Below are 26,411 nucleotides of genomic sequence, written 5' to 3' on the forward strand. Positions count from 1 at the left end.
ATTCAATTCTATATTGATTAAAAATTGCATGCGTCATTTAGCCATTTCTCTTTCGAGCTCCACTGTTTATTTTAAGCTGATCTGTGTTGCCATGATGTGGGGTGGTACCTTCATCGCAGGACGAATTGTTGCTGCGGAACTCTCTCCAAACTTATCTGCATTATTACGCTTTGGCTTTGCAGCGATCTTACTGGTCTTGATCTTGTTGAAAAGCACAGGAGGTTTTCCAAATCTTTCTGCACAACAACATGTCTATGCCATCTTGATGGGATTGACGGGTGTGCTTGCTTATAATATATTTTTCTTTGCTGCTCTATCCAGAATTGAAGCAGGCAGAACTGCACTGTTTGTGAGCTTATCCCCTATTTTAACCATCTTGGCGATGCGGATATTCTTTCAGGAAAGGCTTCAAAAAATAAATTATTTAGGTGTATGTCTCGCTTTAGTCGGCACACTCATTGTCGTGAGCAAAGGTGAGTTTTTTACTGCATTCACTCAATCTTTTGGCACGGGTGAAATGATGATGTGTGGCGCGGTTTTCAGTTGGGTCATTTACACAATTTGCTTTAAACAGACCCGTGCACCCGCTTTAATCGTGACCACGTATTCAGTGCTTTGGGGAACATTTTTTCTATTCATTACTCTTTTGCCTGAACTTATGCAATTTTCTCTACCGCATATTTCGCTTCGCAGCGGGTTATCAATTGTATTTCTAGGCGCCTTTGGTACTGTACTGACTTTTGTTTGGTATGCCGAGGCGATTCACAGCATTGGTGCATCTAGAACCATCATATTTAATAATTTAGTGCCTGTATTTGCAGTCTTACTGGCATTTCTTATTCTGAATGAACCCATCACTTGGTCAATGCTGGTGGGTGGTAGTCTAAGTTTTATTGGGGTTATTTTGACCAACAAACAAGAAAAATAGAGCAATAAAAACATCAATAAAAAACTTAGCTAAAAAGCTAAGTTTTTTATTGCAAGATGAATATTTTTTGTGCAATACTTAGCTTTATGGCTAAGTATGATTCTAAACTCGATTTGTTATTCAGTGCTCTCAGTGATCCAACGCGTAGAGATATCTTAACGCGACTGTCTTTTGGGACGGCATCGATCACTGAACTGGCTGAACAACATGACATGGCCCTGCCATCTTTTCTAAAACATTTAAATAAATTAGAAGAAGCAGGACTTATTCATTCAGAAAAAAATGGACGAATCAGAACTTGTGCTCTGACACCCGATGCGTTCACCCCCATGCAAAATTGGTTAAGTGAGCAACGGGCAATCTGGGAACAACGACTTAATCAATTTGATCGTTATGCACTCGAATTAAAAAGGAAAAGAGAAAATGAAACTGGATCCAAAAACTGATTTAAAACTAGAAAGAGTGATTGATGTGCCGCGTGAACTGGTCTGGGAATGCTGGACCACACCTGAACATATTCAACACTTCTTTATTCCTCGCCCGCACTCGATTAAAGCCTGTGAAATTGATTTACGAGTGGGTGGAAAATTCAATACCATCTTTGATGTGGATGGTAATGAAATCAAGAATGAAGGTGTTTACCTAGAAATAATTGATGGCAAAAAATTGGTCTTTACCGATACTTATACTGAGGACTGGAAACCTGCTGAGAATCCATTTATGACTGCGATTCTATTGCTTGAAGATGCAGGTAACGGAGCAACCAAATATACTGCAATTGCCAGACACCGTACTGCTGAAACTCGCCAGCAACACGAAGACATGGGCTTCTTTGACGGTTGGGGAACAGTGATTGATCAACTAGTTGAGTATGCTAAAGGTCTAAAAGCATAATCTACTCTTTGCACAAAGAAACTCCTCAAAGCCCAATCATTTAGGCGCTTGGAGGAGTTTTTTATTGTTAAATCAAATTCGCCCAACTTCTAAATACGGAATTAGACTCTTATCAAAGTTGGGACGTGGATCACCCTGAAAACTAATAAAACCATGCATGCCTGTTAAGCGTTCACCCTTATAAAACTGATTCAGCTGAAAACGAGGATCTTGATGCGATAAGGTAAAGCTCACGATTCCTACACCTCGCTGCCTAGAGATTTTCTGTGCATCTTCAAGCATTAAATGATGCAGTGCTAACTGCTGGGGATGGCACAACAGGCTATGTAACACATGATATCTCACCGAGTCGCCAAGTTTAGGTAATGGCATGCCTTTAGTGACTTTGGTCAGTAAATTATAGATCGGACGCAGTACACCAATTGCTGTACTGTAATGCAAGATTTTGGTTTGTTTCAGGCCATGTTGATCCCATAACCCAAACATTCCGACGAGTTTCTCATCTTGAAAATACAACTGAAAGTCTGAAAGCTTCAAGCCGGTAAAATAGTGATGCCCTGCGTGTAATTCTTCGAAATTATAAGCTGGGATAAAATTATAATGCTGCGACATCTCTGCAATAAATCGATTCATAGCAGTAATATCTTCTGGCTGCGCTGCACGTGACTGAATTTCACAGTTCGCTGTCTCAGCTTGAGCCTTCTGATCTAAGAAGGCTTTAATTTTTGCCTTTGTCCCAAGATGAGTCAGCGTTAGCGTTTCTATCAGTCCTTCATCATAATAATCAGGAATTCCTGTTTTTCCAGTTTGTATTGCCGCTCGTGCAGCATAATTATCATTAAAGATGATCATCTGGCTAAAATCAGGTTGGTGCATGGTTTGTTTGACATGTACACCCAAAGCCTTGACCAAGGATTTACCACGATAGTTTGGATCAACACGCAAATCACTGGCATAGCGTACATTTTGTACCGTTTTATCGACATAGCATGGACGATGACCATTGCTATAACAGGCGACATTTTTCTGACTTTGCGTATCTTCAATCACCACATGCAGCTTATGTCGATACAGAATATCAGAAGCCTTAAAATAACTTGGTTCACGCTGAAAACTGATTTGCACCCCTTTGGTGGTCATCGGCACCGCAATCAGCTCACGTAAAGCTTGATCATCAGCCAAGGTTGCTTCACGGGTAATCAACGGATTATTTTGAGTATTTGGTGGATTTGTTTTCATTAATTATTCACCTGTTGTGTATTTTGTGTAGATACCAAATCATTGAGATGTCCCATTTGGTCTAAGAGCTGATACACAAAAACAATTTCATCCTGCTCGTTGACCGTTTTCTGAGTTTGAACATCCAATAACTTCTGTTCAGTATTCAATAAATCAAAAGTGGTTTTCGTACCCAACTCAAACTCTTTACGGGTATAAACAAAGGCAATAGAAGCGGCATCAATGGCATTTTGCAGTGCATCTTTGTTTTGCCGGATGGTTTGCAACTGTGCATAGGTGGTCCGTGTACGTTGATTCAAATCCAATTCAAGACTACGAATTTTTTGGTTGGCCAGATCAACATCCGCTTGTGCTTTACGCGTATTGGCGCGATTCAAACCATCGTCATAAAGCGGCACATTAAGCTGCACTCCGACCATGTAATTATTACTTTCCGAACCAATATAACTGGCCTCATGCTGCGCACCCGCACGACTAGTGAGCATAACCGTCGGCCACAGTTCTCTCTTGGTTAGGGCATATTGCTTTTCCGCTGCCTGCTTTTCATATTTGGCCCGTAATAAAGCTGGATGACTTTTGGTTTGCGCCAAAATCTCATCCAGACTGCTAGAAATTTCAGGGAGACGCTTAACCGGGCTTAAATTATCTGCACTTAAACCCGTTATTTGTGAAAACTGCGCTTCGCTCACCGTAAGATTGGATTGGGCCTGCGTAATATCGGCCTGACCTTGTGCCACCTGAGCCAGCACTTGTGCCAGGTCCGCACGGGTAATCATCCCCACATCAAAACGTCGCTGTGACTCATACAGCGAACGCTGCAAGTTAGACATGGTTTTTTTTCTCAGATCCAGAATCGCTTTCTTTTTCAGTACATCGGTATAGACCATCACTGTATTCAAAATCGTTTCAGATCGTTGATCCGAAAGTCCTAGCGACTGTGCAGAAAGTTGATTTTTAGCAACATCAATTCCCAAGCGATGTCGTCCTGATGTGTAGATAGGGTAATCCATTTGTAATTGCAAACTACGACCTTTTCGGTTTCCTTCAGTTGGAAACATGACGTTAGTCGGTGTTTCAACCCGCTCATAATCAAGTTGTCCAACCAAATTCACTTTGAGCCCATCACGTTGTTTGGCCTGTTCAAGCATCGCTGTGGATTGATTGACACTTAAGCGACTGACCTCCAATTGGCTTTCATGTCTTAAACTGGCGGATAATGCATCATCTAAAGTCATGGCATCCACCAGACTGGATGCCAACAACAATCCCATACAAAGTGCGTATTGAGACTTTAAAAATCGATGGTTAAATTGCGTCATCCCTTTCTTCATAGTTGTTCCAAACTATTCAAGGTAACTTTCTTAAGTGGTTCAGGCTTAATATTACCTTCGATAATACCGTCAAACATCACCAACTTTTTATAAGCATTCCAACCATTATTGGCTTGACGAATCTGAGGCTGATCCAACTGTCCAAGATTACGTGCCAACTCATAATGAAAGTTTTGACGCAAAATCTGATCAATATAATCATCATTAATACTGTGATGAATCTCGCCCTCAAACAGAACGCAGTAAAATGGTTTGACCTGTTGTTCTGTATCAATCGCCAACAACGAGATTGCTTTAGAGTCGGTTTCATTCAGTTGTGAAAGCAACTGTTGTGCCGTTTCTGGGGCAAGCTTCTCTCCCACTAAATCCACCCCAAAACGGCGGCCTTGAAACTCAAAACACGGTACTTGTTCCAGAAAACTGGTCACCCGTAAGCAGTCATCAAGGCAATAACGTAATAAACCATTGCCTGATGTGATAATTGGACTGACCACATCTCCAATCTTCAACTTCCAAGATGGAATGATTTGTCCCGTTTTTTCACCTTCTAAATATTCAAATTCATAGAAATGACTTTGATAAGCCAGTGGATAATGATCGTTATATGGAATGGTGACTACACCTTCGGTTGCCCATAAGCCTTTACCTTCAAATTGTACTGATGGAAGACGTTGTTTTAGTTTTTCTGCCCAAGCTTTGGAACCGGCGGTATCCCAACTCGACACTAAACTCAATATTGGCCATAACCTTTTAAAATCAATGTGTTCACCATTTGAACTGTCCATCAAACACTTTACACTTTCTGGACTGAATGGCGCCTTGACTTCTTTTAATGAAGCTTGGCGCGCTCCCCATCGACCTGTTTCTAAAACTTCAATCACCTCTTGCTGCATAGACTCTAAACGATCTAGGAGTTGCAAAGCAAAGGTCGGACTCCATACTGAAATCATAGCCAGATTACGGTTGGCAACCAGATAGCAAATCGTTGCAAATAAAGCATCATCGGCATTGGCTGCAAAAGCGACATTGCTTGGCACTGCTTGGGTAAATTTAGATAAAATGCGCTTACCTATGCCCAATAATGCACTATCATCATTAAGATTTTTATCTTTAAGTACTTCACGCTGGCTTTCAGGCAACCATGAAACTGACCAATAATGCGTGCCTGAACGTAACTGTGGGCATTTGCGATAAAGACTGGCCATCCATGGCGCGATCGCGTGATCTAGTTCATCTAAAAACAGCTTGGTATACGGAATAAATTTAATTTGTTCACTCGAACCACTGGTTGGCTGGAAACGCACCAACTTACTACTTGATAGTTGAAGTTTCTGATCTCGATAACGCTGGATGTCCTCTCGCCACGCTGCATAGCGCGTAGCGGGAAAAGCGCCAACAAACTGCTCATAATCTTTTACCTGTTGTTGTTTTGCAAAATGTGAACTTTGCAAAATTGAATTCAGGATTTGACGCTGTGTCTCTTCTAAATGATTAAACTGCTTTTGAAAATCTCGGTCAGAAACATCGCACCATTGTTTTAAAATCAGGTGTGAACCAGAAGTCAGCAATTCGGTATGCTTCATTGTAGAACCTCTCGACGATTGGCTGAGTTTTTTAACAACGCCTCACAGCGACCTTTACTGGCAGGCTTGGTCATTAACTTAACTGGGAAACGTGCAATATCTTTCCACCCCAAGCGGCCAATACAAGGCAACTCAGTTCCTACCGTCCATGTCGGATTCTTTTGTTCAAAGAAATGAATATTGGGATTTTTTGTTCTCATTTCCTCAGTAATCGGCGCGACTTCACCTTTAAGCGGTTGATAATCATCACCAAAATTCAACAATCCCGCTTCTTTGTCATAATATTCACCAAAGAAGTTTTCGCAGTAATGCTCAATCACACTGGAAAGGTGCTGGTTCTCGTCATTGATATTTGGGTAATACACATAATAGTTATTGGCAAGCAGTAGATAGGTTTTGTAGCCCTTAGAAATCAATAACCAATACAGTTCGTTAAATGGATATTTGACACGTAATTTGATCATCAGTTTGAGCATGGTACTTTGCAGGGTACGAGTGCCCCAAAATGCTCTAAGGATCACGGTGTCACCACTAAACAGTACCGTATAGTCCTTTCCATTCAAGTAAAAATGCTGAACCACCACAGTAGAAAAACCAACGATTTCATCGGTTTCCGAGTTAAAGATTAAGATGGCACCACTTTTCTTTTTGAAATCATCCGCAAAGATGGAAAACTTGGTATTTTCATAATATTGCTCGTAAATCGAATACATGACTTTTAGCCGATCAATATCGATCTGTTCTTTCTCGACATATTGACCATAGGTAGATTCTTTATTGTTGAATCTTGAAATCAGTTTATATGTTGTATTAATCATCTGCTTCAACCTCTAAATTTGGATATGCATGTTCCCCTATCTCATAAAGAAATATAAAAACTCATATCGCTGTTCTTTTTATGACGGGGTATGTTGTTGTATACGATGCCCCGATTATTTTTTCGTTATATGAAACAACCCTCTAGCATTGAATATCTACATGTCCATTTTCTTCCCCCTATCCATAAAAATGGTTAAGAAAGCCGCCACAAACATGATGATGGCTAGCATACGTAATAAATCATTGAAACTTGATGTCAGTGCTTGGTAATGAATATCTCGGTAGATCACACTGAGCGCGATTTGTTGAGCATTACTGCCCACGTCTTGGTATTGCGCTGTCAACTGGTCTAATCTTTCAATGAAAATCCAGTTCTGTGGGTTCATATACTGATTCAATTGCGTCACATGCACGGCGGTCAGCCAATCGAGCGATGAGTTGATCAATGCCAGACCAACTGCTCCACCAATATTACGCATCAGGTTATAAATACCACTGGCATCGGCAACTTTGGTTAGTGGCAGCGTACTCATTGCCAAATGTGAGACCACGATCAAACAAATCATCAGACCAATGCCACGATAGATTTGTGGCCAGAACATAAAGTCATAATCGCTGTGGATACTGAGATGTGAATTAAGCCAAACGCCAAAACCTGCCAAGATCATCCCAACAAAAACAGTTTTTCGGGTATCAAAGTTTGGAATCAACCACGCAAGGAAAGGCGCAAAGCAGAACATCACAATACCTGTCACCATCATGATATGCCCAATTTGACTGCTGTTCATTTCTCGAACTTGCCCAAGAAACACAGGAATCATATAGCCCAAGCCGTATAAGGCCATACCAATCACAAAAGTAATGACGCAGCTTAAAGTGAAGTTTTTGTTTTTAAATACACTCAGATCCAGTAATGGCTTAGGTTGGGTAAAACTGCGTGAGAAGAAGATCATGCCACCAATCAAGCAAATGATAAACGCAACACGAACACCTGTATCAGCGAGCCAATCATGTCGCGCCCCTTCATCCAAGAAATACTCCAAACCGCCTAAGAACATGGCCATACCAATCAAACTGAACCAGTCCATGCTTTTGATGAGTGAATAATTGGCGCGGTCTATATTTGGACCAGAGTAAATAATCGTCGCAATCAAAATACCGGGGATGATGTTAATCAGGAACATCCAGTGCCATGAAAAGTTATTGGTCAACCAACCACCAATAGTTGGGCCAATAGCTGGACCTAAAGTACTGATCATGCCAAACATCACCAACGGCAAGGCACGTTTTGCTTCAGGAAACAGCAGATATAACGCCGTCATTGAAGTTGGAATCATACCGCCGCCCATAAAACCCTGAATGGCACGGAAAACCAACAGACTTTCCAAATTCCATGCCAAAGCACACAGCAAAGAACTAATCGTGAATCCTATCGCACAAATGGTGTAATAAATTCGAGTCGAGAGCACCCGAGAGACGATACTGGACATTGGAATTGCAATAATTTCAGCAATCAAATAAACCGTTTGCACCCATGTCACTTCATAACGGCTGGCACTCATACCTGCCTGTACTTCATTCAAAGAACTTGCAACAATTTGAATATCCAGAATTGCCATGAAATTACCAAAAATCATGGCAGCAAAAATCAGCCAAGCTGTTTTTGGTGCAAACATCCACTCATCTTGGTTCGGTTTATTCATTTTCCTATACCCAAAACTTTTCTGATTAAGTTCTTAAATCAACAGTCGCGCTGACGGACATTCCAGGTTTTATCAGGTCAATATGTGGACTCGAATCAATTGCAATCCGCACAGGAATACGTTGCACTACTTTATTAAAATTTCCTGTGGCGTTGTCTGGTGGCATGAGTGAAAAGGTCGCGCCAGATGCTGGAGAAAAGCTTTCGATTTTCCCTGTATAGGTCAGACTTGGATAAGCATCAATTTTTAATTTAACTTCTTGCCCAATATGCATTTTCTCGATTTGGGTTTCTTTGAAGTTTGCTTGTACATACAAACTTTTCTCAGGAATAATTGCCATTAAACGTGTTTGTGGTGAAACACGAGAACCTTTCTGAATCGAAAGACTGCCGACTTTTCCTGTTACTGGGCTAATCACTTTTGAGGATGAAAGATCAATCTGGTAAAGATCCAAAGTCGCATTGGCATTCTGAATATCAGCCAATAACTGCGCACGGCTGGCTTGTAAGCTCCCTAACTGTGCCTCTGCGGCATTGACTGAGGCTTGGGCTTTACTCAACTGCGCTTGAGCCGTTAAATATTGGGATTGTATGCCTTCAAAATTTTGTCGGGTAATCACCCCGTCTTTGAGTAAATCTTGATAACGATTAAAATCTTTTTTCAAGCGAGTTAAATCTGCTTGTGCAGCAACTACCCCACTATTGGCTTCACTAATCGATGATTTTGCGGACTTTTCATTCTGTTGCTGCACAGCAAGCGCGGCTTGTTTTAAGGTGACAACTGATTTCGCCTGATCATAACGTGCCTGATAATCACGATGATCTAAAATAGCCAAAGCCTCTCCTTTTTTCACAAACTGATTGTCATTAATAATCAACTCGATGACTTCACCTGAGATTTTTGGCATCACCCAAGTGACATCAGCTTGAACATAGGCATTATCGGTAGATTGATAGAATCGATAGACCAAAAAATAATACGCGATGCCTAAGATCAGAAATAAGATGAGTACACTAAATACAACCCAAGTTATTTTTTTTCGACTTTGGAAATTAGTATCAGTTTCTAGCTGAGCTACGTTATCCATATTTATTCCGCTATTTTGTAATATACAGTTTTTATTTTGAGCCACGGTTAAATGGTCATCTTTTCACGTAACTTTTCACTTAATTGTGCATAAATAAATAGTTACAATGTAATAATTGGCGCAAATTATCATTCTTAATGGAATAATATGTCATTGACCATTTGTGCATATCATTTTTCTATTTCTGCCAATTGTTGGAATGGTATAAAGCTTTTATTAAAGATTTGTGAAATTCTAGCACAAGTATAAATGATTCGTGTTTTCATTTGTAAAAAATTAAACCTACATTATTGTTTAATTTACATAAATTATTAAATTTAGCTTCACTTTTATTTTTTACCATTTAGTTTAATCAGCTTACTTTTCTTAGCTCTTAATGAGCATAAAAATAGTAAAATGCAAAAAATCCGAAGCGTTATAGAAATGTAATTTTTGCAATAAAAGTGATTTTTCTCCTATTAATTTTCATATTTTTATTCAATCAAATTGTGCGCTATCGCACAAATAGTTTCTGCAAAAGTGAATAAAGTATTTAAGCTAAAGAAATCATTAGAATTAATAACCTAAATGTGCTAATTCATTCTTTACACAGTAAAAATTTAAAGTATCGCTAAATGCTGTTGTTTATCTGTCCTGCTCAAATGTGAACTATATCAATTTAGATACCACCAAGTTGTGATTTGATCGGACAAAACAACTAGAAAATTGGAAAAAATAATATTGATTTAAAAAAGAAGGACGACTTATGGATTCTGGACTAATCACACTTTTTCTGCCGATCGCCTTGGCGATTGTCATGGCTGGGCTGGGTTTGGAGCTCACACTCAAAGACTTTGCACGAGTGAGCAAACATCCCAAAGCGGTGATCATTGCTTTGTTTTGTCAACTTGTCTTATTGGTCGGCATTGCATTTTTAATTTGTAAAATATTGGCTTTGCCGCCGCTTCTTGCAGTCGGTTTGATGTTACTTGCAGCTTCACCTGGCGGATCAACCGCAAATCTATTCAGCTATTTATATAAAGGTGATATTGCACTCAATATCACCTTAACCGCAATTAATGCCATTATTGCCGCCATTTTCTTACCGTTTATTGTCAATTTTTCGATTCTGCATTTCTTGAATGAAGGCCAACAAGTCGGACTACAATTTGCAAAAGTACTGCAAGTCTTTGCCATCATCCTAGTCCCTGTTTGTATTGGGATGCTGATCCGTCATTATGCGCCGCATACCGCAGAAAAACTGAACCGTCCTGTGCGAATTTTCGCTGTCGTGTTCCTTCTGATTATTATTTTGGGTGCAATTATCAAAGAGCGAAATAATCTGATCGAATATATCGGGCAAATTGGCTTTGCAACTGCCTTATTCTGTGCAATTAGTCTATGCATTGGTTATTTTGTGCCACGGTTGTTTGGTATCAGCTCTTATCAAGCGAGAGCCTGTGCTTTTGAGATTGGTATTCATAATAGTACGCTTGCCATGACCATTGCACTCACCATTATGGCAAGCACCACCATTGCCATGCCTGCTGCGGTCTACTCAATTTTTATGTATATCTTCGCAACCATATTTGGAACTTTAATTACGCGATTTGGTGCTAAGGAAGTGATAAAAGCCTAACCTTATCAAGGGTAAACAAGATCATAGCGTATAGCCAATAAATGAATACGCTATGACTTTTATTTAAGATCCAGCCACCATTTCCAATTGATTCTTAAGTATTTCAGCTGACCATGCTTTTGGTTTGATTTCAGCTTGTTTAATTAACTCAATCAACTTCTGATTGATTGGTGCTTTTAAATTTAGTTGCGTTGCTAAACGAACAACCTCTCCATTAATCCAGTCAGTTTCCGTTGCTCGTCCTGCCATAAGATCATCTGCCATTGAAGATCGAGCCAGTGGATCGATTGCCAACATTTTCTTACTCAGCAGAGTGAAAATAGAATTTGGCAGTTTTAATACATATGGGACAAGATGTGCTGGTATCGCTGTCAGTTGAGCAGGTTGAATTTTAGCAATTTTAAGAAGACTTAAGGCTTCGATCTGCGCCATTGCCAAGCATTGACGATAGGCGCGAATTGAAAGTTGTTGTTTGAGTGGTAGTTGCGACAATGCATTGATTGAATTATTTAGATTGAGCAATAATTTTGCCCATTGAATCGCCTGCATATCTTTTTCAAGTTTCAGTTCAAGCTGAGCGTTATGAAATGCAGCGACAAGCTCATTCAAGCCAACATGTTTTTTTACATGCAGCGCCCCCTCAGTACCTTGATGAAAAACGCCATTTCCTAAAGCAGCGACATTAAAAGGCACCATACCTTCAAGAATTGTATGTTCAGATAAAACCTGCTTTAAAATTCCGACATTACTTAAACCATTCTGAAAACTAATAATGATGGTATTTTTCTTTAGAATCTCTTTTAACTCATGAGCGGCTTGTTCTGTCGCCGCAGACTTAACACAGACAAAAATGATATCAGCCTGAGCAGCAATGTTTGGATCAGTGCTAAGTTGTAGCTTGCTTGCTGGAACAATATTTTTTTCACCCAGATAGTCCGAAACAATCAACCCATACTGTTGCAACTGTTGTTGTATTTTCGGGCGTACAATAAAATCAACATTGGCTCCCGCTGCAGCTAAACGACCACCAAGATAACATCCAATACTGCCTGCACCATAAATACATATTTTCATTTATTTGCCTAAATTCATTCGGTTCCTTCATTATTTCTACTTTAACCACAATGAGTGGCCTGAGTTGTCAATTAACTGACAAGTGGAAGTATCTGCTCAATTTAAAATATCATTTGGACAATCAATGGTTGATTTCAAAGCTCTCTACAGCTTCATGACTCGCCCTTGATCCTCTCCATTCTGCAAGCACATAACCCATTCCATAAATATTATGAATCAGCTTGGGTATAAAATTGCGGTCAATTTTATTTCTTAGGCGGCTAATGGCCACTTCAACTATTTTAGTATCATTCTCGTGATCCATATCCCAAATCTGCGATGCGATTAGCGATCTTGGTAAAACTTCTCCACGTCTACTCATAAACAGTTCCATTAGCGCATATTCTTGACTGGTCAGATTAATACGTTGACCTGCCCGACTGACACTGCGTTTCCATAAATCAAGTTCAAGATCCGCGACACAGATTCGGTTAATTTCATGATTCCGCTGCTCTCTACTCAATAGACCTTTGATCCGTGTGAGAAGCTCGACCAAGGTAAAAGAAAGGCCAAGCCCTTTCACTCTCTCTTCAATTTGATCTCGCGCAATCAAAAACAAAATAGGCATGGTTTTTCCATTCTTGCCCACATCATGCAGAATGTTCCAACCATTTAAACCCGCAAACATGACATCCAAGACCACTAAATCATATTCACTAAACAATAACGCGAGATGCTTACCTGTTATTTCATCTGTGACCCAGTCGATCATATAACCAGATTCTGATAATGCTTGGTTAAGATAACTCCCAATTCTTTGCTCATCTTCGACTAGTAATATCTTCATCTTAAACCTGTTAAAGTCCTGCTTAAGAAGATAATAACGTTGTACAACTTTAAATAGTTTTGAATGACATAAATGTAATTTTGGTGTCAGTTCAATGTTCATTTCTACAAAAAATAAGTATGAAAATCTAGCTTTTGGAGTAAAACAGATCCGTAAAAATATGTCTCGGGATATTCCAATAAACTCATCAAAAATAAAAGCCTAGCAATAGCTAGGCTTTTAGGTATTCCAACAGTAAGGTTTATTGAAGATTAGGATCTGCCAATAAAGTTGTTGCGGCGAGTTTTCCAAGATTATTCGAAGCCAATGGACTATCACCCGTCAATAATTTGCGATCTTGATGGACCTGCCCTGTGATGCCTTTATTCAAAATTCCGACACCTAGCTTTTCAAGATTTTCACCCACTAACCAAGGCAATTGTCCTGGCATATAGCCGATATCAATATTTGCACCTTTGTCTAGGGAATCAGGGAACACACAAATCTTGTAGTCCTTAAAAATATAATCCTGCGGATCTTCATCTACAGCTGCTGCAAGCAATGAGGCTGGCCCATGACATAACGTGATCACATATTTATCATTTTTAATGGCCCACTTTAATAGCTGTTTGACTTCTTTGCTTTCAGGAATCTTAGCAAGAACACCATGTCCGCCCGGAATAAAAATACCTGCATAAGGTGAATCTGCACTTAAAGCTTGTTCCAGAATATCTGCTAACTTCAACGGCGCTTTGAGTTGCTTTTCATATTTTTTATAAGTATCTAAGACCACTTGTTCTTCATTCGGCATGGCCCACATTTCCAACTTGACTGGATTGCCTGAAAGTGTTGCCACATCAAAGGCAAAGCCCGCATTATCCAAGTGGAACATTGGCAATAACATTTCAACAGGATGATTTCCCGTAGAAAAGAATTTTTCGTTTTGCATCAAGATATAACGTTCATCTGTTGCAATCATTAAAATCCGTTTGTCGCCTTTGTATGGGTTTGGATAAGTCGTGCCATCGTAATCTGTTTTTGCTGAGGTGTATTGGCTCAGTGAATATGGTGATGGGAAAAAAGCATTGTCTTCTGCATGGTCTGGACTTGGGTTGCGATCATCAGGATTTGTTGTCATTTTTGAGATTCCTCATCAGGTCGTTATGTTTATATGCATACTGCTTGAGTCACCTGCCACACTCAAGTTTTGAGTATGAACAGGCATGGATTGAACACAATTAGGCAAATTCAGATTTAATTTCGAGTACCACTTTGCCCGTATGTTGGCTGCTTTCTAGACATTGATGAGCCTGAGCCACTTCATCAAATGCAAAAGTTTTGTAAATCATTGGTTTGCATTGATCAGTTTCAATTAAAGGCCAAACAAACTGCTCAAGTTCTTGGGTAATTTGAGCTTTTTCAGCATTAGTTCTAGCACGCATGGTCGAACCTGTGACAACAGCCCGTTTTAACATTAACTCCTGTATATCAAAGCCATCGACTTTTCGTCCCCCCATAAAACCGATAATCACCAATCGACCATCACGCTTTAATAATCTCAGATTTTGATTAAAGTAAGCGGCGCCGATAATATCCAAAATCACATCTACACCTTGGCCATCCGTTTGAGCCAAAACTTCTTTTTCAAAATCCTGTGTTTTGTAGTTGATCACCTGTGACACCGAAGCTAATTTTTCAACTTTGTCATCGCTTCCAACCGTGGAGAAGTTTTTGATGCCCATTGCATGGCATAAGCTGATTGCTGTGGAACCAATACCACTGGCCCCACCATGAATCAATACGGTTTCATTCTTTTTCAACTGTCCAATCTGAAACAAATTCGCCCAAACTGTAAAATAAGTTTCAGGAATGGCCGCAGCTTCGACAAAGCTCAAGTTCTTTGGAATTTTTAAAGTTTGATTGGCTGGAACTGCACAATATTCTGCATATCCACCACCATTGGTCAGTGCACAGACTTTATCACCAACATTGAACTGGGTGACGTGTTCGCCAACTTGAGCAATCACGCCCGATACTTCTAGCCCAGGAATTTGGGTTACACCTTTAGGCATTGGATACAGGCCTTGGCGCTGTAGAATGTCAGGTCGGTTGATTCCTGTTGCGTAGACTTCAATGAGCACTTCATCTGCTTTGATCTCTGGTCGAGGGCCTTGAGTCACTTGTAATACTTCTGGACCACCCGCTTGTGTAATTTCGATATATTTCATTTGTTCTACGCTATTTTGATTCATTTAATCATGACTCCATTTGAGTATTAGTATCGGCATGCTTTGGAGGAAAACCAAACTGCTTTTTGAATTCTCGGCTAAATTGAGAAGAGCTCTGATATCCAACAGCATAAGCCGCTTGAGCCACACTTTGGTCTGCGTTTTGCAACAATTGTTTTGCCTTATGCAATCGAACCACTTTCAAATATTGCAATGGTGGATATTGTGTGACTTGTTTAAAGGCTTTATGAAATGCAGAAGTACTCATATTGGCCTGTTCTGCGAGCATCTCTACCGTTAATTTTTCAGTAAAATGATGTTGAATATATTCACAAATTTTATAAATCGGTCTGAGATTACCCTGAGCGACCAAGCCTGTTAAGGCATCAGCACCTGAATGTTGAATAACACGATAGAGCAATTCCCTTTTAATTTGATCTCCCAAGATCAATACATCCTGTTCAGACCTCAGGGTATTTAATAAACGAATGAGGACATTTGATATCGTTTGATCATACTGGATCACACTCATTCCTGTGGTAAGTGGCTTAAACTGGTAATTTTCAAAATAGGTTTTAGCCAGTAGCTCATTGACCGTATCTGCCTCTAACTTCATGCTGATCGCAATCATCGGTGCTTCTGGACTGGCAATGGTGTCACAATCGAAAGGCATCGACACCGAGACAATCAGGCATTCGCTTTGCTTGAATGAATAAGTTTCTGTACCAATATAGCCACGCTTTTGCCCTTGCAAAACAAACACTAAGGTTGGTTCTTGCAAGACGGCAATCGGTGGTGTGTTGTGATCAACACGCATCAAGGTAATGCCATCAATGGCTGTAGCAAAAAAGCCTTCTTTTGGGATAAGTTTTAGAAATAAATTGATCAGTGTTTGGTCATTCATCATGTGTCATTTGATGATTGGAAATGTGATTTTTATTATTAAATAGCAAAGCCATAAAAACTGTTAGTTTTATGCAGAATTAGGCATAACAAAAACAGTTTTCACAACGGTCTTATTCCCCCGTGCCCGTGTGAATGCGCATCTATAAAATTTAAAGCTTTTAATAAAACTGACTCGAATCCAGCATCTGTAAGGTAATCTTTTTCACTTCATCACGGCTTTGCATAATATGCGCTTCAATTGCATTGATCGCTTGTTCAGTGTGTCGATCGAAAATAAAACCCAAGATTTTTTGATGTTCTTGATAAGTTGCTTCAATCCGATAATCTTTAGAAAAATCCAAACGGCGGATTATTCGGATTCGCTCACTCAAATCCCGATGAATCCTCGCCATTTCATTATTGCCCGAAGCACGAACCAAAGCACAATGAAAATCTTCATCTTGCTGAGAAAGTTGTTTAATGTCTTTTAAATATTCAGAAGGCTGCACTAACCACAGGTCTTTTAACACCGACAACTCAACTGAATTATGATGGTCAATCTGACAGAGTTTACGAATCGAATCTTTCTCCAAAACAATACGCACATCATAAAGCTCTTCATAATAACGAAAATTGAGCGGCCGAATCTGCCAACCGCTCCGAAAGCTCACATCAACATAGCCCTCTTGTTGTAAGCGATATAAGGCTTGTCGGATTGGGGTCCGACTCACATCATAGGCTTTGGCAACTTCAGACTCAGTAAAGCGTTCACCTGGCATCAATTTGAAATCAAAAATGTCATTCTTAATACGTTGGTAAACCAGCTCAGACAGATTGTCTGAGCCTTTGGTTGTGTTCTTTATGTTGATGTTCGCTTCTTTCATTCAAGCTTATTCCATATAGACCAATGGTTCACCACTGTGTACGGTTTGCCCTGCTCTGCAAATAATGGCTTTGACAATACCATCTTCTTCCGCATAGACAGGTAACTCCATTTTCATCGCTTCAATAATAGCAACAGTTTCACCTTTTTTAATCTCTTGGCCATGTTCCACAAAGATCTTCCAGATATTTCCTGTCATTGAAGCATTTAAAGAAGAAAGATGGCTGTAATCAACATGATTGGTTTGCTCAACATGTTGTTCAGGTTGCGCAGCAAATTCTTCTTTCCAGCGACTCACTTCAGTACTAAAGGCCTGTTGTTGCTTGTCTTTAAATGCCGCGATGCTTTCCGCTTCATTGTCCAAGAATTGTACATAGTCTGCATAGTCAAACTCAGTTTCTTCAATCTGAATTTGAGCACGACCATTTTCAAAATCAGCACGCCATTCATTCAATTCAGCTTCAGTCACAGGGAAATATTTAATCTGGTCAAAGAACTGCAAGAACCATTGTTTATCACCAAACTGCTTATTCTTTTTAAACTTGTTCCAGATTGGCAGCGTCCGCCCAATCAACTGATAACCACCCGGTGAGTCCATGCCATAAATGCACATGTACATCCCACCAATACCGACAGTACCTTCCGCAGTAAAGGTACGTGCTGGATTGTACTTAGAGCTGAGTAAGCGATGACGTGGGTCAATCGGTACCGCACATGGTGCTGTTAGATAGACATCGCCTAAACCAAGGACTAAATAGTTGGCATCAAAAATAATATCTTTGACTTCATCACGATGTGCTAGCCCGTTAATACGTTGGATAAAATCAACATTATTCGGCAACCACGGCGCTTTGGCACAAACACTTTCTTGATAACGCTCTACTGCACCTAAAGTGGCACTATCTTCAAACGCCATTGGCAAATGCACAATACGCGATGGAATCTTAAGCTGGCTTAAATCACCCATTTGCTCTTCAAGTTTAAGCAATTGATGAATGAGCTCAGCTTGAGGAATCACCAGACCATCATATTTAATTTGTAGTGAACGTACACCGGGTGACAGTTCCAAAACACCTGCAAGATTGGCATCGCGAATCATTTGAATCAGTTGATGTACACGTAAACGTAGTGCCAAATCCAAAACATTTTCACCATATTCAAGCAAGATATAGCTATCACCCGCTTGGCGATAGACGGTTTTTGGCGATAAATCAGTTGGTTCACGTTGTGCCAGAATGGTGGTAAAGACATCTTGAGTTGGCTCAATCGTTTCTACCACTTTGGCAGCGGCGGCAAAGTTCTGGATATTGTCAATTTGTTTGCGTTCTAACTCGTTGGCCTCCTCGACTGTAATTGGATAAAAACGGATTTTGTCATCAGCTTTGAGTTGACCTACTTTCCAAAGCTCTGCTTTGGCAATGGTCACTGGACACACGAAACCACCAAGGCTAGGACCATCTTTTGCTAAAATCACAGGGAAATCGCCGGTAAAGTTGATCGCACCAATTGCATATTCACAATCATGCACGTTGGATGGATGTAGGCCTGCTTCACCGCCATTCTCTCTTGCCCAGCTCGGTGTAGGCCCTGAAAGTCTGACGCCTAAACGGTTTGAGTTAAAGTGAACAGTCCACTCAGAAGCAAAAAATTCTTCCACATATTCAGGTTTAAAGAAATCAGGCGCGCCGTGTGGCCCATACAGCACTGCGATTTCCCATTCATTGCTATATTCAGGAATAAGCTCTTTGGATAAGGCTTGAGGCTCAGCAATCGCAAGCGGTAATTCCGCACTGGCCAGTTCTGCATCAACCATTTTGATCATGTCACCTACACGTAAAGTACGTCCTGCATGACCACCGAAATTACCCAATGCAAAGGTTGAACGGCTACCTAAATATAGGGGTACATCAAGACCATCACGCACGGCTAAATAAGTACGGCAGCCTGAAGCCACTTGACCAACTTTTAAAATTTGACCTGCTTTGACCTTAATCGGTTGCCAAAAAGCAATGCGTTGATCATCCAACATAGCAGTACAGCTTGCACCTGTGAGTGCAATGGTGGTATCGGCATGGAACTTTAAGCTTGGACCTACTAAAGTAAACTCAAAACCCGCTGCCTTTGCGTCATTACCCACAATGCGATTGGCCAGTTGGAAGGCATAATCATCCATTGGACCTGATGGCGGTACACCGATATCCCAATAGCCTGTACGCCCTGGATAGTCTTGAATTGAACTCAATGTACCCGCTTGGATCACTTCAATGACTTTTGGTGAATAGTTAAAATCATCCAGCATACGCGTCCAGATTTGCATCGATTCAAAACGTTGGTCTGAAACGATGGCGCGTGCATAATCCAAGTTGGTGCTGATACCATTTAAACGCGTTTCAGCCAAAACTAATTTTAATTTTTCAATTGCAGTCGCTCGATCTTCCGCATGCACAATAATCTTGGCAATCATTGGATCAAAATACTGAGAAACTTCGGTGCCTGTTTTCACCCAAGTATCGACACGAATACCTTCGGGAAATGAGACTTCTGTGAGCACACCCGGGCTTGGTTGGAAATTTTTAACAGGATCTTCAGCATAGACACGAACTTCAATCGCAGCACCTTGCGGTTGGATATTGCTGAGATACTCCCAATCCAAGGCATCACCTGCCGCGACTTTGAGCATACACTCGATTAAGTCAAGACCTGTCACCATTTCCGTCACAGGATGCTCTACCTGTAAACGGGTATTCACTTCAAGGAAATAAAACTCATCTCTTTGCGCATCATAAATAAACTCAACCGTTCCAGCACTGCGATAATTCACAGAGCGACCCAGTTCAACAGCGGCTTGATGGAGCTTTTTACGGGTTGCTTCAGGTAAGTTCGCAGCTGGCGTTTCTTCAACCACTTTTTGATTACGACGTTGCAATGAGCAATCACGCTCACCAAACGCGACCACTTGACCTTGACCATCACCAAAAATCTGTACTTCGACATGACGTGCTTTATCAATAAAGCATTCAATAAAGACACCTGCATCTTTAAAGAACTGCTCACCTAGGCGTTTCACGCTTTCGTAAGCATCGGCCAGTGCTTGTGGAGTGTCACAACGAGTGAGCCCGATACCCCCACCACCTGCGGTGCTTTTTAGCATGATTGGATAACCAATACGCTCAGCCGCAGTCAATGCTTCCTCCAAACTGTCCAACAAGCCTGTACCAGGGGTCATGGGCACATGAGCCGATGCAGCAAGTTCACGTGCACGGTGTTTTAGACCAAATTCCAGAATCTGCTCTGCTGTTGGCCCCATAAACGCAATATTATTTTCTTCACAAGCACGAGAGAAATCTGCACTCTCAGACAGGAAACCATAGCCCGGAAAAATCGCTTCTGCCCCAGTTTGTTTAGCAGCTTGAATCAGTTTTTCGATACTCAAATAAGTATCAGCTGGTTTTAAGCCATCTAGTGCAATTGCAATATCTGCATCCTGCACATGCTGAGCATAACGGTCACTGTCCGAATAAACCGCGACACTGGTAATACCTAATTTTTTCAGCGTTCGAATTGCTCTAACAGCAATTTCACCACGGTTTGCAATAAGTACGGTCTTAAACATGATGATTTCCCCCTAAAATTAATTGGCTGTATTGGTGACTTTGTTATTGCGATGCTGGATATACGCTCTCCAGCCACCAAAATGGCTGATATTCTCTGCGTCGCCTAAGCCATAGGGTTCGCAAATAAAGCCTTTAACCCAACGACCATCTTCCAATTCGACATTGCCCATACCCAAGGGGGTTGGAATTTCTGCGACAAACTCACCGAAGCGTGCTGTAGGTACATCCCAAAGCTCGACAATGATGCTTTGTCCATCTTGCTGGCGAGCCAAACCTGGTTTTGGTGGAACTGTGCCATTCAAGGCATAAAGCGCATAATCCTGAGAAGTTTTGGTGGTTTCGACATGAACCGCACCACGGGTGGTGAGTTGGAAATTCAGAGGCATTCCTGTTAAATGCGCTCCTACAACTGCGACACGAATATGATGAGGAGACATTAAGCTTGGTGTATTTGTCGATAAAGGCTTATCTAAAGCACCGAGTTTCAGTGCTAAATAGTTCTGCCATGCTTTGCCGAAATGCACCAAGGCTGCATCGTGCCAAGCAGGTGCTATTAATGTGATGCCAAATGGTAAGTTGTCTGCTCTAAAGCCTGCAGGCAATGCTAAGGCACTTAAATCAGCGAGGTTGGTGAAATTAGTATACGTGCCGAAATGGGCGTTATATTCAATCGGGTGCTGTTGCATTTGTTCAATGGTATAAATCGTCGGTGAAGTTGGTACGATCAAAGCATCAAACTCAGCCAAGCTAGCTTGGATTTTTCGGGTCAAATCCTGCTTTAAATATTCAGCATTGTAGGCATCCACCGCAGAATACTTTTCACCTTGTTGAATAATTTCTAAAACGGTTGGATCAAAATCAGCAGCATTGGTTTTGAGTAAATCGGCAGCCGCAGCGGTGCGCTCCGCCACCCAAGAGCCTTGATAAAGTTGTGCTGCAAGTTGCTCAAAAGCAGAAAAATCAATCGGTGTAATTTCAGCATTTAAGCTTTCCAGTAATTGAATGGTGTGTTGAAACGCTTTTTCCGCCTGCTCGTCACCAAAGAAATTTAATTGATTCGGGATGGCAAATTTCAGTTTACTAGAGAAACGTGCAGGTACGTTTTTAGGATGCTGACGTGAATAGCTATCTAAAGCGTCATAAGCTTCGACTTGAGCAGCCACCAATTCAGCATCCGTCACTGTGAGTGCAAAGATTGAAATACAATCGATACTTTTTACTGCGGGTAATAGGCCGCGATTGGAAAAACGACCTTTGGTCGGCTTTAAACCCACAATATTATTGAAGGCTGCAGGAACTCGACCCGATCCTGCGGTATCAGTCCCGAGAGAAAATGGGACCAAACCACGTGCCACTACACTGGCCGAACCTGAACTTGAGCCACCACTGACATATTCAGGTTTAAAACTATTCGGTACCGCCCCAAATGGTGAACGTGTGCCAACCAAACCTGTGGCAAATTGATCAAGATTGGTTTTGCCAAGTACAATCGCACCGGCCTGTTTAAGTAAACGAACTGTTTCAGCATCTTGTGTTGCAACACGATTCAGTGCCTTACATGCCGCCGTGGTGACAAAACCTGCCACATCAATATTGTCTTTGACTGCAAACGGCACACCATATAAAGGAAATTGTTTTTGCAGGTTATCGCAATCTTGAGTCAGTTGCTTTAAAGATTGGATTTGTTGCTCAACTAAATCTGCACTGGCCAACGAAATCCAAGCAACGTCATTTGGATCAAGTGCTGAAACCAACTCCTGCAAAATATCGAGTTGAATTTCTTGCTTTAAATACGCTGTTTGCCACTCAGAAATTGTCCAGCCTAAAGTTTTTATTTCGCTCACTTTTTGAATCCTATCTTGTATACAAGTTTGAATCGATAGAAGCAGAAAGCGTGCCAAAAATATTTTTAATATATAAATTAATAACTTAATAAAAATACTAAAATGCAAGTTCGTTTGAATGGTTTAATGATGGTGCTAAAAAGATTCGACAGAAATACTGTTGCGCTATAACTCAGCAAATTTTTATTGAGAAAGAAAGGATCAAAATGAAGATGATGAAGTGCTATTTAAATTATTTATATTTATAAGATTATTTATTTACTTTTAGATAGTTGGCTAAATCTTCAAACTCAGTTGCAACAGCCTGAATTGCTTGCTGCTCCATGGCTCTGAACTTCTTGAGCACGATTTGCCCCAATTCAGTTACCACTGCACCACCACCATGCGTTCCACCTGTTTGGGTGTCGACTAGATTGGAATGAAAGCATTGATTCATGGTATCGACCAACTGCCATGCGCGACGATAGCTCATGTCCATAGACTTTGCTGCCTGAGAAATTGATCCTGTACGATGAATTGCATCTAAGAGTTCCGCTTTACCCGGACCAAAAGCAATCTGCTCATCAGATAAGATTCGCACATGCAGTTTTAAACGTGGTTTTGGCATCAAGTTCCACCTAAGATTTGATGATGCTTTTCACATCATCAAATCCCATCATTTAAAATTAGAAATGAATCACGGTGCGAATTGACTTACCTTCATGCATCAAATCAAAGGCTTCATTAATATCGTCCAATGGCATGGTATGTGTTACGAATGGTTCAAGTTGGATTTCACCCTTCATGGCATCTTCTACCATTTTAGGCAGTTGTGTACGTCCTTTTACCCCACCAAAAGCAGTTCCCATCCATTTGCGGCCTGTCACCAACTGGAATGGACGCGTTGAGATTTCCTGACCTGCACCCGCAACGCCAATAATCACAGATTGTCCCCAGCCGCGATGTGCACATTCGAGTGCTGAACGCATGACATTGGTATTGCCGATACATTCAAAAGAATGATCAACGCCCCAACCGGTCATTTCAACAATCACTTGTTGAATCGGTTGATCATAATCTTTTGGATTGAGGAAATCAGTAGCACCGAACTGTTTTGCCAACTCAAATTTATCAGGATTGGTATCGACAACAATAATACGACCTGCTTTGGCTTGGCGGGCACCTTGTACCACAGCTAGACCAATACCACCAAGACCAAAGACTGCAACACTATCGCCTGCTTGCACCTTCGCCGTATTGTGTACTGCACCAATCCCGGTGGTCACACCACAACCCAATAAACAAACTTGTTCATGATTGGCTTCAGGATTGATTTTCGCCAAAGAGACTTCTGCAACGACAGTATATTCACTAAAAGTTGAACAACCCATATAGTGATAAATCGGTTGACCATTATAAGAGAAACGTGTTGTACCATCTGGCATCACGCCTTTGCCTTGAGTGGCACGAACTGCCACACATAAATTGGTTTTGCCTGATTTACAGAATAAACATTCCTTACATTCAGCGGTATACAGTGGAATAACATGGTCACCAACAGCAACACTGGTCACACCCTCGCCGACTTGCACCACAACCCCTGCACCTTCATGACCCAACACTGCTGGGAAAACACCTTCAGGATCATCACCCGATAAAGTGAAGGCATCGGTATGGCACACCCCTGTATGGGTAATTTTAATCAGGACTTCACCCGCTTTAGGTGATTCAACATCAAGTTCTACGATTTGTAATGGTTCGCCTGCGGCAAAAGCAACGGCTGCACGAGATTTAATCACAATGACACTCCTGAATTTTACTTTAAATAAGATTTAAGAATTTTACTGACTTGAATGAGCTCTTGACTGCGTTGCAACTCAGACGACTCACCGACAACTAAAGTGTCTTTAAGATGAATTTCGAGAAGTTCCGTCATCAAACCGTTTAATGCTCCACGAACTGCGCAGATTTGCTGCAAAATATCAGCACATTCAGTGTCATTTTCCAAAGCCCGTTCCACACTCTGAACTTGACCTTGGATTCGTCTTACACGTGTGAGAATCTTTTTTTTATCCTCTAATTGTTTAGGCATAATGTCGACCACATTAAATCTAAAAATATACTATACACCAGTATAGTAATTTAACTCAATGCTTACTGATTGAAATTCTATAGTGTTATGATTATTGATATCTATTTACATAATAGGAAAGATAAATCAGAAAATAAGTAGTTGATTATATTTACAATTACATTTAAACCTTGGAACAAAATAGCATTTAGATATATAAGAAAATCAACCACCTACAAATTACTGTTGGACTCGCACGCTTGATCAATAAAATCATAAACAATTCATACCATTTTAAGATAACGACACTTGTTATCATGTTAGGAATTGGTGGTTGTTCTTTACCACCCAATCAGAACCACGATCGGAGTAACTTCTTGCATACGAAAACAAAGTGGATGAATGATCCACAAGCCGATCTCAATATTGAAAAGGGTTTAACGGCTTTTTTAGCTTTGGATGATGCTTTTTTAAGTATCGCTTCTCGTATTCATTTAATTCGAAATGCCAAGCATCAACTTGATTTACAATATTATATTTGGAATGATGATGCTATTGGTAACATGATGTTGCACGAGTTGCTCAAAGCGGCCGATCGCGGAGTAAAAGTCCGCTTATTAATTGATGATCAGAATGGCATAAAACTGGATAAAACCTTAAAAGCCCTCACCCAGCATCCAAACTTTGAAATCCGTATTTTTAATCCTTATAAGTTTAGGCATTTACGTTTTATTGATTATGTATTTAGATTAAAACAGATTAATCACCGTATGCACAATAAGCTTACCATTGCCGATCATTCGATTGCGGTGACAGGTGGGCGTAATATCAGCAGTGAATACTTCGAAGCCAGTGACCAGTTTCAATTTAGTGACATGGACATTTTGTTCTACGGTAAAGCAGTCGATCGAGCAGAGCAGGTTTTCGATGAGTTCTGGTCAGATAAACTCAGTTATTCAACAGAACAATTAATGGGTTCTGGTATGCCTCAACAACTGGAAAGTTTAAGAAATAGTTATAAAGCCTTAGATCAAGTGGATACACCCACTGAAGATAAACTCGAAGCTGCACAAGATTATTTAAAATTACGTCTACAAAACTATCCAATCCAATGGGCAAAAGCACATTTTGTCGCTGATCATCCCAATAAAGCCTTAGGACAAGCCAAAGATCAGGAACTTTTATATGCTCAAGTTCTGAAAATTATGGGTAAACCTGAACAACATATGGAGTTGGTCTCCGCTTATTTTGTACCTACAAAACAAGGAACTGCCTACCTCAACCAGTTGTCTAAAGACGGCATTCAAGTGCGTGTTCTGACCAATAGTTTGGTAGCCAATGATGTCGCCGTAGTACATTCATTTTATAGTCAATACCGTAAACCACTTTTACAAAGTGGTGTGCAACTGTATGAGTTTAAACCGAATATCGAACGTAAAAAACGGACTTGGTATGAAATCGCGACAGGTAGTGTGATCCCGGTTAAAGGCAAAAATCGCTCAAGTTTGCATGCCAAATTTTTTGATGTCGATGGAAAGGTTTTTATTGGTTCATTTAATTTTGACCCACGCTCTGCCCATTTAAACACTGAAGTTGGTTTAGTGGTTGAATCAGATCATTTACAAGACCAGATCACCGCCATGCTTGATCAGCATTTATTACAAGTGGCTTATCAGCTCAAATTAGATCAAAACGGCAATATTGTGTGGTATGAACATAAAGAAAATGGCGAAGTGGTTGAACATCATCACGATCCTGAAAGTACAAGATTCCAGCGTTTTACCATGCACTTTGTGTCTTATTTTCCCGTTGAATGGATGATGTAA

22 protein-coding genes are annotated in these 26,411 nt (G+C 40.6%); 5 read left to right on the top strand and 17 right to left on the bottom strand.

Translation table 11 applies throughout. The features are described from left to right. Window positions 1-28 precede the first annotated feature (28 nt). The 3 genes from F993_RS12470 (at window position 29) to F993_RS12460 (ending at window position 1,822) form a co-directional block, all read left to right on the top strand. On the top strand, window positions 29-928 hold the full coding sequence (locus F993_RS12470) for a DMT family transporter (RefSeq protein WP_004653569.1): 900 nt from the start codon (window positions 29-31) through the stop codon (window positions 926-928). Window positions 929-1,014: 86 nt separating this feature from the next. After that, complete coding sequence (locus tag F993_RS12465) at window positions 1,015-1,374, top strand: ArsR/SmtB family transcription factor (protein ID WP_004653570.1); 360 nt, start codon at window positions 1,015-1,017, stop codon at window positions 1,372-1,374. Beyond that, a complete protein-coding gene (locus F993_RS12460) occupies window positions 1,352-1,822 on the top strand; it encodes an SRPBCC family protein (protein ID WP_004653572.1) in 471 nt (156 codons plus the stop codon). Before F993_RS12465 ends, F993_RS12460 begins: the two co-directional genes overlap by 23 nt. A 72-nt stretch (window positions 1,823-1,894) precedes the next feature. Here F993_RS12460 and F993_RS12455 read toward each other — a convergent pair whose 3' ends face one another. The 6 genes from F993_RS12455 to F993_RS12430 form a co-directional block, all read right to left on the bottom strand. After that, window positions 1,895-3,061: a hypothetical protein gene (locus F993_RS12455; RefSeq protein ID WP_004653573.1), complete on the bottom strand. Its 1,167-nt coding sequence runs from the start codon at window positions 3,059-3,061 to the stop codon at window positions 1,895-1,897. Beyond that, window positions 3,061-4,392: a TolC family protein gene (locus F993_RS12450; RefSeq protein ID WP_004653574.1), complete on the bottom strand. Its 1,332-nt coding sequence runs from the start codon at window positions 4,390-4,392 to the stop codon at window positions 3,061-3,063. The genes F993_RS12455 and F993_RS12450 overlap by 1 nt, the downstream gene beginning before the upstream one ends. Further along, window positions 4,389-5,975, bottom strand: a complete 1,587-nt coding sequence (locus F993_RS12445; protein ID WP_004653575.1) for a GH3 family acyl-acid amido synthetase — start codon at window positions 5,973-5,975, stop codon at window positions 4,389-4,391. Before F993_RS12445 ends, F993_RS12450 begins: the two co-directional genes overlap by 4 nt. Next, complete coding sequence (locus F993_RS12440) at window positions 5,972-6,793, bottom strand: hypothetical protein (RefSeq protein WP_004653577.1); 822 nt, start codon at window positions 6,791-6,793, stop codon at window positions 5,972-5,974. The genes F993_RS12445 and F993_RS12440 overlap by 4 nt, the downstream gene beginning before the upstream one ends. A 156-nt stretch (window positions 6,794-6,949) precedes the next feature. Then, window positions 6,950-8,497, bottom strand: a complete 1,548-nt coding sequence (locus F993_RS12435; RefSeq protein ID WP_004653578.1) for a DHA2 family efflux MFS transporter permease subunit — start codon at window positions 8,495-8,497, stop codon at window positions 6,950-6,952. Window positions 8,498-8,522: 25 nt separating this feature from the next. Then, window positions 8,523-9,584: an HlyD family secretion protein gene (locus F993_RS12430; RefSeq protein ID WP_004653579.1), complete on the bottom strand. Its 1,062-nt coding sequence runs from the start codon at window positions 9,582-9,584 to the stop codon at window positions 8,523-8,525. Between the two features lie 745 nt (window positions 9,585-10,329). On the opposite strand from F993_RS12430, the gene F993_RS12425 reads away from it, so the two are divergent. Beyond that, window positions 10,330-11,202, top strand: a complete 873-nt coding sequence (locus F993_RS12425; RefSeq protein ID WP_004653580.1) for a bile acid:sodium symporter family protein — start codon at window positions 10,330-10,332, stop codon at window positions 11,200-11,202. A 63-nt stretch (window positions 11,203-11,265) separates the two neighbouring features. Here F993_RS12425 and F993_RS12420 read toward each other — a convergent pair whose 3' ends face one another. The 11 genes from F993_RS12420 to F993_RS12370 all read right to left on the bottom strand — a co-directional run bounded on the left by F993_RS12420 (window position 11,266) and on the right by F993_RS12370 (window position 24,606). After that, window positions 11,266-12,276, bottom strand: a complete 1,011-nt coding sequence (locus tag F993_RS12420; RefSeq protein WP_004653581.1) for a 2-dehydropantoate 2-reductase — start codon at window positions 12,274-12,276, stop codon at window positions 11,266-11,268. A 121-nt stretch (window positions 12,277-12,397) separates the two neighbouring features. Further along, window positions 12,398-13,102: a winged helix-turn-helix domain-containing protein gene (locus F993_RS12415; RefSeq protein ID WP_004653582.1), complete on the bottom strand. Its 705-nt coding sequence runs from the start codon at window positions 13,100-13,102 to the stop codon at window positions 12,398-12,400. Window positions 13,103-13,343: 241 nt separating this feature from the next. Then, window positions 13,344-14,219: a glyoxalase III HchA gene (gene hchA / locus F993_RS12410; protein ID WP_004653584.1), complete on the bottom strand. Its 876-nt coding sequence runs from the start codon at window positions 14,217-14,219 to the stop codon at window positions 13,344-13,346. A 100-nt stretch (window positions 14,220-14,319) separates the two neighbouring features. Next, window positions 14,320-15,333: an NAD(P)H-quinone oxidoreductase gene (locus F993_RS12405; protein ID WP_004653585.1), complete on the bottom strand. Its 1,014-nt coding sequence runs from the start codon at window positions 15,331-15,333 to the stop codon at window positions 14,320-14,322. A gap of 4 nt (window positions 15,334-15,337) precedes the next feature. After that, window positions 15,338-16,216, bottom strand: a complete 879-nt coding sequence (locus tag F993_RS12400) for an AraC family transcriptional regulator (protein WP_004653586.1) — start codon at window positions 16,214-16,216, stop codon at window positions 15,338-15,340. A 157-nt stretch (window positions 16,217-16,373) separates the two neighbouring features. After that, window positions 16,374-17,078: a GntR family transcriptional regulator gene (locus F993_RS12395; RefSeq protein ID WP_004653587.1), complete on the bottom strand. Its 705-nt coding sequence runs from the start codon at window positions 17,076-17,078 to the stop codon at window positions 16,374-16,376. A 6-nt stretch (window positions 17,079-17,084) separates the two neighbouring features. Continuing rightward, the gene (gene uca / locus F993_RS12390) at window positions 17,085-20,690 is read right to left on the bottom strand and encodes an urea carboxylase (protein ID WP_004653588.1); all 3,606 of its coding nucleotides are present in this window, start codon (window positions 20,688-20,690) and stop codon (window positions 17,085-17,087) included. Between the two features lie 18 nt (window positions 20,691-20,708). Then, complete coding sequence (gene atzF / locus F993_RS12385; RefSeq protein ID WP_004653589.1) at window positions 20,709-22,535, bottom strand: allophanate hydrolase; 1,827 nt, start codon at window positions 22,533-22,535, stop codon at window positions 20,709-20,711. Between the two features lie 250 nt (window positions 22,536-22,785). Continuing rightward, complete coding sequence (locus F993_RS12380) at window positions 22,786-23,142, bottom strand: winged helix-turn-helix domain-containing protein (RefSeq protein WP_004653590.1); 357 nt, start codon at window positions 23,140-23,142, stop codon at window positions 22,786-22,788. Window positions 23,143-23,200: 58 nt separating this feature from the next. Beyond that, the gene (locus F993_RS12375; protein WP_032812680.1) at window positions 23,201-24,310 is read right to left on the bottom strand and encodes an S-(hydroxymethyl)glutathione dehydrogenase/class III alcohol dehydrogenase; all 1,110 of its coding nucleotides are present in this window, start codon (window positions 24,308-24,310) and stop codon (window positions 23,201-23,203) included. Between the two features lie 20 nt (window positions 24,311-24,330). After that, window positions 24,331-24,606: a metal/formaldehyde-sensitive transcriptional repressor gene (locus F993_RS12370; RefSeq protein WP_004653592.1), complete on the bottom strand. Its 276-nt coding sequence runs from the start codon at window positions 24,604-24,606 to the stop codon at window positions 24,331-24,333. A 296-nt stretch (window positions 24,607-24,902) separates the two neighbouring features. On the opposite strand from F993_RS12370, the gene F993_RS12365 reads away from it, so the two are divergent. After that, window positions 24,903-26,411 carry a phospholipase D family protein gene (locus F993_RS12365; RefSeq protein WP_004653594.1) on the top strand — a complete coding sequence of 503 codons (1,509 nt, stop codon included), beginning with the start codon at window positions 24,903-24,905 and terminating at the stop codon, window positions 26,409-26,411.

It is taken from the genome of Acinetobacter proteolyticus (assembly GCF_000367945.1).
Lineage (GTDB): Bacteria > Pseudomonadota > Gammaproteobacteria > Pseudomonadales > Moraxellaceae > Acinetobacter > Acinetobacter proteolyticus.

Coding starts and splice junctions, on each gene's coding strand:
- F993_RS12470 (WP_004653569.1), top strand. CDS start 29: ATGCGTCATTTAGCCATTTCTCTTTCGAGCTCCACTGTTTATTTTAAG.
- F993_RS12465 (WP_004653570.1), top strand. CDS start 1,015: ATGGCTAAGTATGATTCTAAACTCGATTTGTTATTCAGTGCTCTCAGT.
- F993_RS12460 (WP_004653572.1), top strand. CDS start 1,352: ATGAAACTGGATCCAAAAACTGATTTAAAACTAGAAAGAGTGATTGAT.
- F993_RS12455 (WP_004653573.1), bottom strand. CDS start 3,061: ATGAAAACAAATCCACCAAATACTCAAAATAATCCGTTGATTACCCGT.
- F993_RS12450 (WP_004653574.1), bottom strand. CDS start 4,392: ATGAAGAAAGGGATGACGCAATTTAACCATCGATTTTTAAAGTCTCAA.
- F993_RS12445 (WP_004653575.1), bottom strand. CDS start 5,975: ATGAAGCATACCGAATTGCTGACTTCTGGTTCACACCTGATTTTAAAA.
- F993_RS12440 (WP_004653577.1), bottom strand. CDS start 6,793: ATGATTAATACAACATATAAACTGATTTCAAGATTCAACAATAAAGAA.
- F993_RS12435 (WP_004653578.1), bottom strand. CDS start 8,497: ATGAATAAACCGAACCAAGATGAGTGGATGTTTGCACCAAAAACAGCT.
- F993_RS12430 (WP_004653579.1), bottom strand. CDS start 9,584: ATGGATAACGTAGCTCAGCTAGAAACTGATACTAATTTCCAAAGTCGA.
- F993_RS12425 (WP_004653580.1), top strand. CDS start 10,330: ATGGATTCTGGACTAATCACACTTTTTCTGCCGATCGCCTTGGCGATT.
- F993_RS12420 (WP_004653581.1), bottom strand. CDS start 12,276: ATGAAAATATGTATTTATGGTGCAGGCAGTATTGGATGTTATCTTGGT.
- F993_RS12415 (WP_004653582.1), bottom strand. CDS start 13,102: ATGAAGATATTACTAGTCGAAGATGAGCAAAGAATTGGGAGTTATCTT.
- hchA (WP_004653584.1), bottom strand. CDS start 14,219: ATGACAACAAATCCTGATGATCGCAACCCAAGTCCAGACCATGCAGAA.
- F993_RS12405 (WP_004653585.1), bottom strand. CDS start 15,333: ATGAATCAAAATAGCGTAGAACAAATGAAATATATCGAAATTACACAA.
- F993_RS12400 (WP_004653586.1), bottom strand. CDS start 16,216: ATGATGAATGACCAAACACTGATCAATTTATTTCTAAAACTTATCCCA.
- F993_RS12395 (WP_004653587.1), bottom strand. CDS start 17,078: ATGAAAGAAGCGAACATCAACATAAAGAACACAACCAAAGGCTCAGAC.
- uca (WP_004653588.1), bottom strand. CDS start 20,690: ATGTTTAAGACCGTACTTATTGCAAACCGTGGTGAAATTGCTGTTAGA.
- F993_RS12380 (WP_004653590.1), bottom strand. CDS start 23,142: ATGCCAAAACCACGTTTAAAACTGCATGTGCGAATCTTATCTGATGAG.
- F993_RS12370 (WP_004653592.1), bottom strand. CDS start 24,606: ATGCCTAAACAATTAGAGGATAAAAAAAAGATTCTCACACGTGTAAGA.
- F993_RS12365 (WP_004653594.1), top strand. CDS start 24,903: ATGTTAGGAATTGGTGGTTGTTCTTTACCACCCAATCAGAACCACGAT.